This is a genomic window from Streptomyces sp. NPDC100445 (assembly GCF_044759735.1).
GTDB lineage: Bacteria > Actinomycetota > Actinomycetes > Streptomycetales > Streptomycetaceae > Streptomyces.
Genome location: NZ_JBIVZV010000005.1, coordinates 99560 through 112768, shown reverse-complemented (window position 1 = coordinate 112768; position 13209 = coordinate 99560). Strand labels below are relative to the sequence as shown.

Sequence of the window (13209 nt, the reverse complement as noted above, 5' to 3'; positions counted from 1 at the left end):
GGACCGGTGGTCAGCGCGGGGCCAGGCTCCAGCGGGGGCCCTGGGGCCCGTCCTCGATGAGCAGGCCCGACTGGTTGAGCTGGTCGCGGATCGCGTCGGCGGTGGCCCAGTCCTTGCGGGTGCGGGCGGACTCGCGCTGGTCGAGGACGAGCCGGACGAGGCTGTCGACGACGCCGTGCAGGTCCTCGCCCCGGTCGCCGCTCTCACCCGCCCACCGCGTGTCGAGCGGGTCCAGGCCGAGGACGCCGAGCATGGCCCGCACCTCGGCGAGCCGGGCGACGGCGGCCTCCTTGTCGTCGGCGGCCAGCGCGCTGTTGCCCTGCCGGACGGTGGTGTGCACGACGGCGAGGGCCTGCGGCACGCCCAGGTCGTCGTCCATCGCCTCGGCGAAGGCGGGCGGCACCTCGGCGGCGGGCTCCACGGCTCCCCCGGCCTTCTCCACCACGCGCTGCACGAAGCCCTCGATCCGCGCGAACGCCGACTCGGCCTCGCGCAGCGACTCCTCGCTGTACTCGATCATCGAGCGGTAGTGGGGGGTGCCCAGGTAGTACCGCAGCACGATGGGGCGCCACTGCTTGACCATCTCGCTGACCAGGACGCTGTTGCCGAGCGACTTGGACATCTTGTCGCCGGCCATGGTGACCCAGGCGTTGTGCACCCAGTAGCGGGCGAACTCGTCGCCGTAGGCCTTGGCCTGGGCGATCTCGTTCTCGTGGTGCGGGAAGATGAGGTCCAGGCCGCCGCCGTGGATGTCGAACGCGCTGCCCAGGTACTTGTGGGCCATCGCCGAGCACTCCAGGTGCCAGCCGGGGCGGCCGGGTCCCCACGGGGTCGGCCAGGTCGGCTCGCCGGGCTTGGCGGACTTCCACAGCGCGAAGTCGCGCGGGTCCCGTTTGCCGGTCTCGCCCTCGCCGGACGGCTGGAGCAGGTTGTCCAGCTCCTGCCGGGACAGCTCCAGGTACGAGGGGAGGGAGCGCACGTCGAAGTAGACGTTGCCGTCGGCCTCGTAGGCGTGGCCGCGCTCGATGAGGCCCCGCATCATCTCGATCATCTCCGGCACGTGGCCGGTGGCGCGCGGTTCGTACGCCGGCGGCAGGCACCCGAGGGCGGTGTAGCCGTCGTTGAAGGCGCGCTCGTTCTCGTACCCGATCGACCACCAGGGCCGGCCCTGCTCGTGGCTCTTGGCGATGATCTTGTCGTCGATGTCGGTGACGTTGCGGACGAACGTCACCTCGTAGCCGCGGTACTCGAACCAGCGGCGCATGATGTCGAAGTTCAGGCCCGACCGGATGTGCCCGATGTGGGGGGCCGCCTGCACGGTGGCACCGCACAGGTAGATCGAGACGCAACCCGGCTTGAGCGGGGTGAAGTCACGGATCTGCCGGGCGCTGGTGTCGTACAGGCGAATAGTCACCACTCCAGGGTAGTGGGCGCCGGACAGTGCCGTGCGCCCACCGCCCGGAACGCCGCGGTCACGACATGCCGACGACCTTCTGCGGCCGGATGCGTACGACGACCCGCTCGGCGTCGTCGGCCGAGGCGGGGTTGAAGTCGGCGTAGTCCTTGCCGGTGTACTTGCGGCTCAGCTCGTCGATGAGTTCCTGGCCGCCCTCGGTCGTCAGCTCGGCGGTGCCGCGGATCTCGGCGTACTCGTAGGGCTGCTCGGGGTTCATGACGACGACGGTCACCCGCGGGTCGCGCTTGAGGTTCCGGTACTTGCGGCGGTCGGACGTCGTGGAGAAGAGGACGTCGTCGCCGTCGCGCTTCACCCATACCGGCGACATCTGCGGGCCGCCGTCGGGCTGGAGGGTGCCGACGACGATGAACACGGTGCCGTCGAGCAGGGACTTCACACGGTCGGACAGGACAGCGGACACGGATACCTCCACGAAACCGTCAACGGTGACTCTGCGGGTACCCTCGCATGCTCTCAGCTCACCCGCACCACGAGTGCGGTGGCCACGGCCATCAGTCCCTCGCCGCGGCCGGGGAAGCCCAGCCCGTCGGTGGTGGCGCCGGAGACCGAGACGGGGGCGCCGGCCGCCTCGGACAGGATCTTCTCCGCCTCCGCCCGGCGCTTGCCGATCTTCGGGCGGGGGCCGACCACCTGGACGGCGACGTTGCCGACGGCGAAGCCCGCCGCGCGCACGATCCGGGCGGCCTCGGTGAGCAGGGTGACCCCGGACGCGCCGGACCACTCGGGCCGGCCGGTGCCGAAGTGCTGTCCCAGGTCGCCGAGGCCGGCGGCGGAGAAGAGGGCGTTGCACGCGGCGTGCGCGACGACGTCCGCGTCGGAGTGGCCGGCCAGTCCGGGGCCCTCGCCCTCCCAGCGCAGGCCCGCGCACCACAGCTCGCGGCCCTCCTCGAAGGCGTGGATGTCGGTGCCGACACCGACCCGGGGCAGCACCGGCGGCGCCGGCAGCGGCTGGGTGCCGGTCGCCTCAGAAGCCATCGGTGAGCCTCCTGCGGGCCAGGACCGCCTCGGCGAGGACCAGGTCGAGGGGGCGGGTGACCTTGAAGGCCTCCTCGTGTCCGGGGACGGCCACGACGGTGAGGCCCAGCTGTTCCACCATGCTCGCGTCGTCGGTGACGTCGCCGGTGACCTCCTCGTGGGCGCGGACCAGGGTGGCCCGGTCGAAGCCCTGGGGTGTCTGGACGGCGCGCAGCCGGTCGCGCCGGGGCGTGGCCACGACCGGTTCCGGGTCGCCGGCGACGGCCGCGGGCTCGACCTCCTTGACGGTGTCGGCCAGCGGGAGCGCGGGGACCACGGCGGGGGCTCCGCCGCGCACGGCCTCGATGACCCCGTCGACCGTGTCGGCGGGGACGAGGGGACGGGCCGCGTCGTGGACGAGGACGACGCCGTACTCGGGCGGCAGGGCGTCCAGGCCGAGCCGGACCGACTCCTGCCGGGACCGGCCGCCGGTGACGACGAGGAAGTCGGTCCGCTCGGGCAGCGCGTGCGCGTCGAGCAGGGACTTGACCTCGGCGGTGCCGTCCGGCGGGGCCACGACGACGACGAGCGAGACGTGGCGGGACGCGGCGAGGGCGCGGACCGCGTGGATCAGCATCGGCGTGCCGTTCAGCGCGCGGAGTGCCTTGGGGGCGCCCGGGCCGAGGCGGACGCCCCGGCCGGCGGCGGGAATCACGGCGGCGACGGGGCTCTGCGCGGGCGTGGGGCGCGATTCGTCAGACATCGGTTCCTGTCAGGTTTGTGTGCTCGACCTACGTGGGTATGGCCTGGAGGAGTGCCGGGCGCGGCGCCTTGACCGGACCCTTTCCGTGACCCTGGTCGAGCCGCTGACCCGGGCCCGGCACGACGTGTACGGGGGTGTTCTTCCCGGGGTGGTGCCGACGTGTTCACCGGCGGTTCACCGTGCTGTTCCGGGGGACGAACATGCCGCAGCGCCCGGCGACAGGGTAAGTGTCATCGGGCACCGCGGCATTTACTGTGCTGTGCGTGCCGGAAGCGAGGGTTCGCTGCCGCTGCGCGTCAGGAGGCGAGCACCTCGTCGAGCAGGGCCTCCGCCTTGTCCTCGTTCGTGTTCTCCGCGAGGGCCAGCTCGCTCACCAGGATCTGGCGGGCCTTGGCGAGCATGCGCTTCTCACCGGCGGAGAGTCCGCGCTCGCGCTCGCGACGCCACAGGTCACGCACGACTTCCGCGACCTTGATGACATCGCCGGAGGCGAGCTTCTCCAGGTTTGCCTTGTAGCGGCGCGACCAGTTCGTGGGCTCCTCGGCATACGGGGCGCGCAGCACCTCGAAGACCCGGTCCAGTCCGTCCTGACCGACCACATCCCGCACGCCGACGAACTCCGCATTGTCCGCTGGCACACGTACCGTCAGGTCACCCTGCGCGACCTTCAGCACCAAGTAGGTCTTGTCCACGCCTTTGATCTGGCGAGTTTCGATAGCCTCGATCAGCGCGGCCCCGTGATGGGGATAGACCACGGTGTCGCCAACCTTGAACGTCATGTGACAGGTACCCCTTCCGTGGCTATCCAGGGTAACACGGATACGGCGTCTTCTGAATGGCGTTTTCGCAGGTCAGGGCATATCTCGGGGCTTGACAACAGCAACCGGAACGTGCTGCGGAGCGCCTGCGGAAGCGGGTATTCGCAGGTCGGAGGGGCTCTGCGGGCAGGCCGAAACGCGTACGTCACACACCCGGGCAGGTCCCCCCGAGTGGCCGAACGTCCTGATATGTCCGGTTCCAAGCGTACGACTTCCGCTACTCCGTTCGGTGACCACCGGCGGATGTGAGCCGAATCCGGAATTGATCAACGCCCGCCGGAGCGGCGCCCCGTGATCAATATCGTGGGCGCCGCGGAATCCTTCACGGAAATCTCGCAAGTGCCGCCGCGAGCGTGTTGCGCGCCTTGTCACGGCCCTCTCCGCGTTTGTCGCGAGCCGTCCACCGGCGCGTTATGTGAATGACGCACGAGCCGCTCCGCAATGCGCCGGGCGCGCTGCTCACCGACCCGCGGGGTACCCCCACCCGGAGGGAAGGGCGCCGCCCGGGGGAGGGTCGGGTGCACCGGTCCGGGAACGGCTCGGTAACCTGAGGCCGCTGACAGACCCTTAGGGCGGCTTTATCAGGGGAGCCGCCCGCGCGTTCAAGGAGTTGCCGCCGCCGTGAGCAGCAGCCTTCGACGCGGCGCCCTCGCCGCCTCCGCCATCGTCTTCTCGATCGCCTCGCTCGCCGCCTGCGGCGCCGGGAACAACGCCCAGACGCTGGAGATCAAGCCGGACAACGCGGCCATCCACGTCGGCGACATCAAGATCCAGAACGCCGTGGTCATCACCCAGCCCGACCTGAAGGCGACGGGCCCCGCGGTGATCTCCGCGACCCTGTTCAACGGCGGTCGCACCGACCAGACCCTCCAGTCCGTCACCGTGACGGGCAGCGGTACGTCCGCCCAGCTGAAGGCCGCCAAGGGGCAGAGCCTGACGGTCCCGGCCGGCGGTTCGCTGACCCTCGGCGGCAAGGGCAACGCCTCCGCGGTGCTGCCCAGCGGCCGGGAGGCCGTCCGGGACGGCGACGCCCAGCGGATCGCCTTCACCCTCAGCAAGACCGGGAGGGTGAGCCTGAACGCCCTCGTCGTCCCGGCGACCAGCTACTTCGACCAGTGGGGCCCCTCGCAGATCCCGTCCGCCTCCCCGGCGGGCGGCTCCACGGTGTCCGGCAGCTCGACCGCCTCCCCCAGCGCCGGCGCCAGCACCGGCACCGGCGGCAAGCCGGGCAAGGGCGACACCGCGGGTGCCTCCGCCAGCGCCTCCGGCGCGGCCGTCACCCCGAGCGACTCGGCCTCCGAGTCGACCGCCGGCCACTGAGCCGTACCCACGTACGCCGAAGGGCGGCACCCCCGCGGGGGTGCCGCCCTTCGGCACAGCGCGTCCGACGCGGCCTACGGCTCGAACTTGTAGCCCAGCCCGCGCACCGTCACCAGGTAGCGCGGCGCGCCCGGGTCCGGCTCGATCTTGGCGCGCAGCCGCTTGACGTGGACGTCGAGGGTCTTGGTGTCGCCCACGTAGTCGGCGCCCCAGACCCGGTCGATGAGCTGCATGCGGGTCAGCACCCGGCCGGCGTTGCGCAGCAGCATCTCCAGCAGGTCGAACTCCTTCAGCGGGAGGTCGACCTTGGCGCCGCCGACGGTGACCACGTGCCGGTCCACGTCCATGCGGACCGGACCCGCCTCCAGCGCGGCCGGGGTGACCTCCTCCGGCTCGCCGCGGCGGCGCAGCACCGCCCGGATCCGGGCCACCAGCTCGCGCGAGGAGAAGGGCTTGGTGACGTAGTCGTCGGCCCCTATCTCCAGACCGACGACCTTGTCGATCTCGCTGTCCTTCGCGGTCACCATGATCACGGGGACGTTGGAACGGCCGCGCAGCTGGCGGCAGACCTCCGTGCCGGGCAGCCCCGGCAGCATCAGGTCGAGCAGGACCAGGTCGGCGCCGTTGCGCTCGAACTCGTCCAGTCCGTCGGGACCGGTCGCCGCCACGGCGACCTCGAAGCCCTCCTTGCGCAGCATGTAGGACAGGGCGTCGGAGAAGGACTCCTCGTCCTCGACGACGAGCACTCGGGTCACGGAAGGACCTCCGGGGCGGGAAGCGGTGCGAACGGTGATGGGTCGGGGCCGGCCTCGTCGTAGAGGTCGGGGTGCTGCTGTGCGCGGTCGCGGGCCGCGCCCGCCTCCGGCAGCCTGATGGTGAAGGTGGAGCCCTGGCCTTCGGCGCTCCAGACCGTGACCTCCCCGTCGTGCGAGGCGACCACGTGCTTGACGATGGCGAGACCCAGGCCGGTGCCACCGGTGGCCCGCGAGCGGGCCGGGTCGACGCGGTAGAAGCGCTCGAAGATGCGCTCCCTGTCCTTGTCGGAGATGCCGATCCCCTGGTCGGTGACGGCGATCTCGATCATGTCACCGCCGGGCGCGGTGATCTGCCGGGCGGCGATGCCGACGCGGGTGCGGGCCGGGGAGTAGTTGACGGCGTTCTCCACCAGGTTGCCCAGGGCGGCGGCCAGCTGACCCCGGTTGCCCCAGACCCGCAGGTCGTCGGCGCCTCCGGCGGCCATGGTGATCTGCTTCGTGCCCGCCTGGTGACGGCAGCGGTCGACGGCCTCGGCGACCAGCTCGTCCACCCGCACCGGCTCGGCGTCCTCCAGGGGGTCGTCGTTCTGCACCCGTGACAGGTCGATCAGCTCCTGCACCAGGTTGGTCAGCCGGGTCGCCTCGATCTGCATCCGGCCGGCGAAGCGCTGCACGGCCTCCGGGTCGTCGGAGGCGTCCATCACCGCCTCGGAGAGGAGGGACAGCGCGCCGACGGGCGTCTTCAGCTCATGGCTGACGTTCGCCACGAAGTCACGCCGTACCGCCTCGATCCTGCGGGCCTCCGTCAGGTCCTCGACCAGCAGCAGCACCAGGCGTGAGCCGAGCGGCGCCACCCGCGCCGAGACCGCGAGGGCCTCGCCGCGTCCGGTGCCGCGCCGGGGCAGGTCCAGCTCGACCTGCCGTATCTCGCCGTCCCGCCGGGTGTCCCGCGCCATCTGGAGCATCGGCTCCACGGCGAGCTTCCCACCGCGCACCAGCCCGAGGGCGTACGCGGCGGAGCTGGCCTTGACCACGGCGTCCGCCTCGTCGAGCACGACGGCGGAGGAGCGCAGCACCGACAGCACGGTGTCCACGCCGGGCGGCAGCACGGCATCGGTGTGCAGGGAAGTCCTGGTCGGCCGCTTCTGGTCGCGTTCACTCCAGCGGAACGCCAGCATGGCGATGACACCGGTGAGTACCCCGGCGATCGCTGCCGCTGCGGCGACCGCCGCGTTCACGTCCATGCCTTTAGGTTAGGCATGGCGTACGACATGCCCACAGCCACCGAGGTGCGACCTCGAACACTCGTCGCCCAGAGTTCACCTGGGGGCCGGTGCCGGTTCACTTGCGGTGGCGGAAACGGACGCGTACGGGACGGAACGTGGGAGCGTGGGGTTCCGCGCCGCCGGTCGCACCGCGGGGCGCGCGGTGTCACGGCCCCCGTAGACCCCCCGAAACACACGTACGAGAGGGAACTCTGATGCGGGACGCGTACCACGAGGAACTGGACTCCATCGGCGACTCGCTGGTGGAGATGGCCCGGCTGGTCGGGTCGGCGATCGGGCGCGCGACGACCGCCATCCTCGACGCCGATCTCAAGCTGGCCGAGAGCGTGATCGAGGCCGACCAGAAGATCGACGAGCTCCAGCACGACCTGGAGGCCCGGGCGATCGCCCTGCTGGCCCGGCAGCAGCCCGTCGCCACGGACCTGCGCATCGTCGTCACGTCGCTGCGCATGTCCGCCGACCTGGAGCGCTCCGGCGACCTCGCCCAGCACGTGGCGAAGCTGGCCCGGCTGCGCTTCCCGCAGCGGGCCGTGCCGCAGGACCTGCACGCCACGATCCTGGAGATGGGCCAGCTCGCGCAGCGGCTGATGGCCAAGGCCGCCGAAGTGATCATCACGAAGGACGTCGACCTCGCGCTCCAGCTGGAGCAGGACGACGACGAGATGGACCTGCTGCACCGCACGCTGTTCCAGCACCTGATCGACGACCGCTGGAAGCACGGCATCGAGACCGCCGTGGACGTCACCCTGCTGGGCCGCTACTACGAGCGGTACGCCGACCACGCCGTCGCCGTGGCCAAGCGGGTCGTCTACCTCGTCACGGGCGAACACGCGGACAACCTCCAGGGGGACATCCAGCCGGTCACGGGCGTAGAGGGCGCGTAGCCCTGCCGAGGGGCGGGGGGACGGCTGTCCGGCTGTCCGGCTCGGCGATTCCGGTGTGGCGCCGGGATCACCGGAACTCACGGCCGGCTCCCGGCCGGGGGCGGGGGGGCTCGACGTCCACCCGGCCGGGCGCGGCAGCGCCTCCGTGCGCCGTTGATGCGCCCGGCGGGACGGGCATGAATGGGGCGAGGGCATCCCTGCCCCCAGCGTCCAGGAGGGACCCATGGCCGAATCCCCCGGTACCACCCCCGATCCCACTCAGGAGCGCGAGACCGACCGGCCCGCCGAGACCAGGAACCTTCCGCTGTTCGGCGCGTGCGGCTGCGGCTCGGGGTGCGGCTGCGGCTGCCAGTCCGGCAGCCCCTGCCAGTGCGGCTGACACACCCCGGGGCCGGTGTGAGCACGCTTCACACCGGCCTTCGCCGGTCGGACGGCCTCCGTCACGCCAGCCCCAGGATCACGCGCACGCACTCCTCCACGCGCCGCAGCTCGCTCGGAGCGAGGAGGCCGAGACGCCTCCGGAGCCTCGGTTTGTCCACGGTGTGCAGGTCGGTGCAGTTGACGTAGGACTCGTCGTACCTGGTCACTCCGCAGTTCGGGCCGATCGGCACGTGGGTGGCGGTGGGGCCGGGCGTTCCGTTGATCACCGCGACGGTCAGCGCCGACAGCGGTTCGGCTACGCGGTTCACGGTGAGCACGACCACCGGATGCGGGCCGATGGGCCCGGGCAGGGCGCAGCCCCACACCTCGCCCCGCAGCGCGGAGCCGATGTTCACCATTCGGTCTCGTCCGCCGCCGCCAGCTCGTCCGCCGTGGCGGGCCGAACACCCTCGGGGGTCGGCGCCCGGCCGCCTTCGTAGAAGTCACGGATCTCCTGAGCGGCGGCGACCTCGGTCGCCTCCCGGGAGAGCAACCGGAGCCCCTCGCGCAGGGCATCTGAGAGTGAGTGCAGGTCGAGGGTCCGCATCACCTGCTGGAGTTCCGCCAGCTCATCCGGGCGCAGCCGCACCTGCGCCACGCTCGTCGCGTTGCCGCCGCCCTGCTTCGGGTCCGCCTCTGCGGGCCGCGCCGCGGTCGATGCGCGCCTCCTGGTGGTGGTACCCGAGGCGCGGCTCCCGCGTTCGGTTCCGGAGGCCATGCCTGCCTCCCTTCCCTCGCGTATGACAAATGTCGTACACGCAGTGTCGGCCTCCTGTCCAGGCTGGTCAAGCGCCCTGAGTCGTCGGTTCACGCGGCTGCGGGCAGGAGCGCGCCGGGCCGCCGGCAGTCGCGGCAATGTCCGGGTTCCGGTGCACGGAACGCCCGTTCGCAGCCGTCGCAGGTGTGGAAGGGCAGTACGGCCGTGCGCTCGATGATCGGCGGGGGCGGCGCGGGCAACGGCGTCTCCCGCAGGCGGAAGGCGAGGATGCGCGCCGGGCGGGTCAGGAAGCGGTCGGGGAGCCGGGTGGTCAGCAGCGCGGTGATCTGAGCGGGCGCGACACCGGCCGCGAGCCACTGGGCGACGGCCGGCGCCAGCCGTACCGCCTCCCGCTCGGACAGGACGAGACGTGGATCGACGCGGCGGAGGGAGGTCAGCACGGTGACGGCCCGTGGGTCGGCGTCGGAGAGGTTGGGCGGTTCCTCCGGGCGAGGCGGAGGGACGGGCGTCGGTTCGATGGCGGAGGTCGGTTCGGTGGCGGGATTCAGCGGGGGCGGCACGTTGCTCGCCGCGGGCGGCTTCGGCGGGCCGGGCGGAGGGGCCGGAGGGGGCGAGTGGCCACCGGGTACGTCGTAGAAGTACGTGCGGGTGCGGATCTGCCCGGTGGGCAGGCGTTCGCGGCGACGTTCCAGGTAACCGGCGGCTTCGAGTTCTCCGAGGGCCCGGGAGATCAGGATCTCGCCCTCGGTGAAGTGCTCGCACAGGGCGGCGATGCTCACGCGGGAGCCGTCGGGCAGGGAGGCGATGTACGCCGCGACGCCGATCGTGACCGCGCTGCCCCGCCGCTGGGCGAGGGCGTTGGAGATCACGGTGAAGTCGGCCGTCAGCCGGGTGCGTACGTGGATCACGCCGGAGGTCGGTGTTCCGGCGCCGGCGCGCAGGGGCGCGTTAGACTGCGGGTCAGCCATCGGGAAGGTGCTTTCTTCCTGATCGGTCAGGCCCTCGATCGGGATGCCAGTCCCGGCCGGGGGCCGTATCTGTTTGCGGTTGTCGCGGCGAACGTAACCGTCCGTATCCCTCCCCGGCAAGCTGGTCACTCGGACGGGTGATGCGGGGTTCCGGCCGGGGAGGGTGGGTGGGCGGGTAGTTCTCTCCCTCGGTTCTTTCAGGAGGTCAGTGGCCCACCGGACCCTCGCGGACAAGGGCCCGGCGCACCCGACCCGGGGACGGCACCCGGATCCCGGCCGCCTCAGGGACGGCGGTGCCCGGCCTTCAACTCGCCTATGAAGGCGCACCAGGAGGCGGCGCCGAAGCACAACACCGGTCCCTGCGGGGCCTTGCTGTCACGAACCGGGACGACGACCGGGAATCCGTCGGCCACCTCCACGCAGTCGCCGCCCGCTTGATTGCTGTAGCTGCTCCTGTGCCAGGCGGCGCCGTTCAGATCGGGACGGGAGATTCGCGCCACGGTAGTTGCCCTCCGACGTGGACCGGATCATGTCGAGCGACATGATCGGGGGCAGGGCTGCCACCCGGAGCCGATCGTAAATCACCTTGTAGCGGCTGACGTCGGCTGGTTCCTCGATGAGTTGGCCGTAGTCAGCGCCCTCCGTGTAAGCCACTTCGGAGCCGTCCGGCAGGGTCAGCGTCGTCAGTGAGCCACCCATCGCCTCGTGCCCGCCCTGGTCGAACGGCAGCACCTGCAAGGTGATGTGCCGCTCCGAAGCCGCGTCCAGCAATCGCATCAACTGCTTCCGCGTCACGGCGTGGCCGCCGATCGGGCGCCTGAGCACCGCCTCATCCAGGATCACGCACAACTCGGGCCGGTCGGACGAACTCAACCGTTCCTGGCGTCCCATACGGGCTGTGACGCGCTCTTCCAACTGCTCTTCACCGTCCAACAGAGCGTCCAGGCTGAGCACTGCCCGCGCGTAGTCCTCCGTCTGCAACAGACCGGGAACCACATGTGCCGCGTACTGCCTGATGGCCACCGCGCGCTCCGAGTACTCCATGAACTTGCGGGACCAGTCGGGGAAGGCCTCTCGGTAGACGTACGGCCACAGCTCGACGAGCAGGTCGTCCGCGCCGAGGACGGTGTCCAGCGCACGGGCCAGTTCGAGGGTCGGCTTGGCCCCGGAGGCGCGCTCGATCTGCGTGATCCGCGTGCTGACGACGTGGGTTCTCTCGCCGAGCTCGGCCTGGGTCAGTCCGGCCGCCGTACGGAGCCTGCGCACCCGTGCGCCGAACAGAGCCGCCATCGACGCACTGGGGTCAATCGCGTTGGCCAAAGCATCACTTCCTTCTCTTACGGCTCGGAAAGTAAGCCTGATCCCCCTGTCGAGCGTAGGGCGATGGGACGACGCTTGGGCACGGAACGTGACGACTCGCGTACCGGCGGATAGCCTCGCGCGCGACAGACAAGGACGGACAAGCCGTGCTCACAGGAACGACCACCCCGGACAACGAGCCGAGCCGGTCCACCACGGAACGCGAACTCCTCGACCGGGCGGCGCAGTTCGTCTCCACACCACGGGGCGCGCAGCTTGCCAGGCGTTTCGCCGTCCGGCACCTGGAGGAGTGGGGTTACCCGACGACCTCGGAGGCGTCGTACACGGTCGCCCTCGTGGTCGGCGAGCTGGCGGCGAACGCCGTGCGGCACGGCCGGGTCCACGGACACGACTTCGGCCTCCGGCTCACTCTCGACATGGCGACGAGCCTGGTCCGCGTGGAGGTGGCGGACGCGGCGTCGGCCAAGCGGACACCGACGGTGCCGCCTACGTCGTACCCGGAGGGCGAGTCCGGCCGGGGACTGCTCCTGGTGCACGTCCTGGCCGCGCGGTGGGGATCGGCACCGCGTCACCCGGTCGGCAAGACGGTGTGGGCGGAAGTGCTTGCCGAGGCACCGGAAGGCTGAGCCCCCTGCCCTCCTCGAACTCAGCGAAGGAACGGCAGGCGGCGACGGTCGGCACGGGTGGCGCGGTTGCGCAGGTCCGCGTAACGGGTCACGGAGGCCTTGCTCGCGGTTCGCACCCAGACGGGGGCTCCCACAAGGATGCGCTGTGCTCCACTCATGCTGCCCGTGAAGTTCCAGCGATCCTCGGTCAGTACGACGTCGGTATAGATCTGGGCGAACCATTCGCTGTCGTCGGCGTGCCCGAGCGTGTAGCCGCGCGTCCAGGGCTGACCGTCGTGCTCCCCGTGATCACCGGAACTACCCTGATACAGAGCGACCTTCAGGGCCTCGACGGACAGCGACTCCGGATCGTCCCACTGGGATGTGTTCTCGGTCCCTCGGCTCTCCAGCAACTGCGCGATCGCGTACCAGGCCGACGAGAACCACCCCGTCTCGGGCGCGTCCTCGGGACGCATCACTCGTCCGGGGAAGTTGTCCATGCTGCCGAAGAGCACGAGGTCGACCTGCTGGCCTCTGACACTGGCCGTCCTGATGTGGAAGAGCGCTCCCCTGTCACGCTCGGGTCCCGCCGTGAACCTGGCCATGTGGACCTGTCCGACGCCCTTCGCGAACCGGGCCCGTGGTGGCGAGCCGAAGGCGACGACGGCTTGATCACCGAGGGCCTTCTCGATCTTGCCCGCCATTTCGAGACGGGGGAGATCTGCGCGCTCCTTGTTGCTGACCTCGGCCCCGACACCCTGCGGGGCGGCCTTGAGCGCCCAGTTGTAACGACCCTTGAAGTTGACGCCGTTGTCGGATGCGATCGCAGCCACCCGGCGGTCCGACCAGTACAGGTAGCTGCCCACATGGTCCTTGCCCACCACTGCTCCCCCCACGCCGTTGCCCAGGAGCACTATTCCA

Annotated in this window: 17 protein-coding genes; 4 read left to right on the top strand and 13 right to left on the bottom strand. The window is 71.0% G+C overall.

Annotation, left to right across the window (positions count from 1 at the left end):
• Positions 1-10 precede the first annotated feature (10 nt).
• The 5 genes from cysS to ACIQVT_RS14605 all read right to left on the bottom strand — a co-directional run bounded on the left by cysS (position 11) and on the right by ACIQVT_RS14605 (position 3973).
• Complete coding sequence (gene cysS, locus ACIQVT_RS14625) at positions 11-1414, bottom strand: cysteine--tRNA ligase (RefSeq protein WP_403752060.1); 1404 nt, start codon at positions 1412-1414, stop codon at positions 11-13.
• A 58-nt stretch (positions 1415-1472) separates the two neighbouring features.
• A complete protein-coding gene (locus ACIQVT_RS14620; protein ID WP_403752056.1) occupies positions 1473-1877 on the bottom strand; it encodes a PPOX class F420-dependent oxidoreductase in 405 nt (134 codons plus the stop codon).
• A 53-nt stretch (positions 1878-1930) separates the two neighbouring features.
• Positions 1931-2452 (bottom strand): 2-C-methyl-D-erythritol 2,4-cyclodiphosphate synthase, encoded by a 522-nt coding sequence (gene ispF / locus ACIQVT_RS14615; protein ID WP_403752053.1) that lies wholly within the window; start codon positions 2450-2452, stop codon positions 1931-1933.
• The gene (gene ispD, locus ACIQVT_RS14610; RefSeq protein WP_403752050.1) at positions 2442-3194 is read right to left on the bottom strand and encodes a 2-C-methyl-D-erythritol 4-phosphate cytidylyltransferase; all 753 of its coding nucleotides are present in this window, start codon (positions 3192-3194) and stop codon (positions 2442-2444) included. Before ispD ends, ispF begins: the two co-directional genes overlap by 11 nt.
• Positions 3195-3490: 296 nt before the next feature.
• Complete coding sequence (locus tag ACIQVT_RS14605) at positions 3491-3973, bottom strand: CarD family transcriptional regulator (RefSeq protein ID WP_003953493.1); 483 nt, start codon at positions 3971-3973, stop codon at positions 3491-3493.
• Between the two features lie 660 nt (positions 3974-4633).
• Between ACIQVT_RS14605 and ACIQVT_RS14600 the strand changes: the two genes are divergently transcribed.
• Positions 4634-5332 carry a DUF461 domain-containing protein gene (locus ACIQVT_RS14600; RefSeq protein WP_403752047.1) on the top strand — a complete coding sequence of 233 codons (699 nt, stop codon included), beginning with the start codon at positions 4634-4636 and terminating at the stop codon, positions 5330-5332.
• 74 nt (positions 5333-5406) lie between these two features.
• Here ACIQVT_RS14600 and ACIQVT_RS14595 read toward each other — a convergent pair whose 3' ends face one another.
• Complete coding sequence (locus ACIQVT_RS14595; RefSeq protein WP_037653407.1) at positions 5407-6087, bottom strand: response regulator transcription factor; 681 nt, start codon at positions 6085-6087, stop codon at positions 5407-5409.
• Positions 6084-7331 (bottom strand): sensor histidine kinase, encoded by a 1248-nt coding sequence (locus ACIQVT_RS14590; protein ID WP_403752044.1) that lies wholly within the window; start codon positions 7329-7331, stop codon positions 6084-6086. The genes ACIQVT_RS14595 and ACIQVT_RS14590 overlap by 4 nt, the downstream gene beginning before the upstream one ends.
• A 236-nt stretch (positions 7332-7567) precedes the next feature.
• Between ACIQVT_RS14590 and phoU the strand changes: the two genes are divergently transcribed.
• Positions 7568-8257, top strand: coding sequence for a phosphate signaling complex protein PhoU (phoU, locus tag ACIQVT_RS14585; RefSeq protein ID WP_403752041.1), 690 nt, complete (start codon positions 7568-7570; stop codon positions 8255-8257).
• Positions 8258-8480: 223 nt separating this feature from the next.
• On the top strand, positions 8481-8636 hold the full coding sequence (locus ACIQVT_RS14580; RefSeq protein WP_403752038.1) for a hypothetical protein: 156 nt from the start codon (positions 8481-8483) through the stop codon (positions 8634-8636).
• Between the two features lie 61 nt (positions 8637-8697).
• On the opposite strand, the gene ACIQVT_RS14575 is transcribed toward ACIQVT_RS14580, so the two are convergent.
• From ACIQVT_RS14575 to ACIQVT_RS14555, 5 genes are all read right to left on the bottom strand, one after another.
• Positions 8698-9036, bottom strand: a complete 339-nt coding sequence (locus ACIQVT_RS14575) for a type II toxin-antitoxin system PemK/MazF family toxin (RefSeq protein WP_403752035.1) — start codon at positions 9034-9036, stop codon at positions 8698-8700.
• Positions 9030-9395, bottom strand: coding sequence for a hypothetical protein (locus tag ACIQVT_RS14570; protein ID WP_403752032.1), 366 nt, complete (start codon positions 9393-9395; stop codon positions 9030-9032). Before ACIQVT_RS14570 ends, ACIQVT_RS14575 begins: the two co-directional genes overlap by 7 nt.
• Before the next feature lie 89 nt (positions 9396-9484).
• Positions 9485-10363, bottom strand: a complete 879-nt coding sequence (locus tag ACIQVT_RS14565) for a hypothetical protein (RefSeq protein WP_403752029.1) — start codon at positions 10361-10363, stop codon at positions 9485-9487.
• Between the two features lie 281 nt (positions 10364-10644).
• Positions 10645-10776, bottom strand: a complete 132-nt coding sequence (locus tag ACIQVT_RS14560; RefSeq protein WP_403752026.1) for a DUF397 domain-containing protein — start codon at positions 10774-10776, stop codon at positions 10645-10647.
• Entirely contained in the window at positions 10739-11653 is a 915-nt protein-coding gene (locus tag ACIQVT_RS14555; protein ID WP_403752971.1) for a helix-turn-helix domain-containing protein, read from the bottom strand. The genes ACIQVT_RS14560 and ACIQVT_RS14555 overlap by 38 nt, the downstream gene beginning before the upstream one ends.
• A gap of 176 nt (positions 11654-11829) precedes the next feature.
• On the opposite strand from ACIQVT_RS14555, the gene ACIQVT_RS14550 reads away from it, so the two are divergent.
• Positions 11830-12309 (top strand): ATP-binding protein, encoded by a 480-nt coding sequence (locus tag ACIQVT_RS14550; RefSeq protein ID WP_403752024.1) that lies wholly within the window; start codon positions 11830-11832, stop codon positions 12307-12309.
• A gap of 20 nt (positions 12310-12329) precedes the next feature.
• On the opposite strand, the gene ACIQVT_RS14545 is transcribed toward ACIQVT_RS14550, so the two are convergent.
• Complete coding sequence (locus tag ACIQVT_RS14545) at positions 12330-13169, bottom strand: hypothetical protein (RefSeq protein ID WP_403752021.1); 840 nt, start codon at positions 13167-13169, stop codon at positions 12330-12332.
• Between the last annotated feature and the right edge of the window lie 40 nt (positions 13170-13209).

What these genes read in the sequence shown, in the direction of transcription:
- ispF (WP_403752053.1), bottom strand. Translation starts at nt 2,452, where the DNA reads ATGGCTTCTGAGGCGACCGGCACCCAGCCGCTGCCGGCGCCGCCGGTG.
- ispD (WP_403752050.1), bottom strand. Translation starts at nt 3,194, where the DNA reads ATGTCTGACGAATCGCGCCCCACGCCCGCGCAGAGCCCCGTCGCCGCC.
- ACIQVT_RS14605 (WP_003953493.1), bottom strand. Translation starts at nt 3,973, where the DNA reads ATGACGTTCAAGGTTGGCGACACCGTGGTCTATCCCCATCACGGGGCC.
- ACIQVT_RS14590 (WP_403752044.1), bottom strand. Translation starts at nt 7,331, where the DNA reads ATGGACGTGAACGCGGCGGTCGCCGCAGCGGCAGCGATCGCCGGGGTA.
- phoU (WP_403752041.1), top strand. Translation starts at nt 7,568, where the DNA reads ATGCGGGACGCGTACCACGAGGAACTGGACTCCATCGGCGACTCGCTG.
- ACIQVT_RS14580 (WP_403752038.1), top strand. Translation starts at nt 8,481, where the DNA reads ATGGCCGAATCCCCCGGTACCACCCCCGATCCCACTCAGGAGCGCGAG.
- ACIQVT_RS14575 (WP_403752035.1), bottom strand. Translation starts at nt 9,036, where the DNA reads ATGGTGAACATCGGCTCCGCGCTGCGGGGCGAGGTGTGGGGCTGCGCC.
- ACIQVT_RS14570 (WP_403752032.1), bottom strand. Translation starts at nt 9,395, where the DNA reads ATGGCCTCCGGAACCGAACGCGGGAGCCGCGCCTCGGGTACCACCACC.
- ACIQVT_RS14565 (WP_403752029.1), bottom strand. Translation starts at nt 10,363, where the DNA reads ATGGCTGACCCGCAGTCTAACGCGCCCCTGCGCGCCGGCGCCGGAACA.
- ACIQVT_RS14555 (WP_403752971.1), bottom strand. Translation starts at nt 11,653, where the DNA reads ATGGCGGCTCTGTTCGGCGCACGGGTGCGCAGGCTCCGTACGGCGGCC.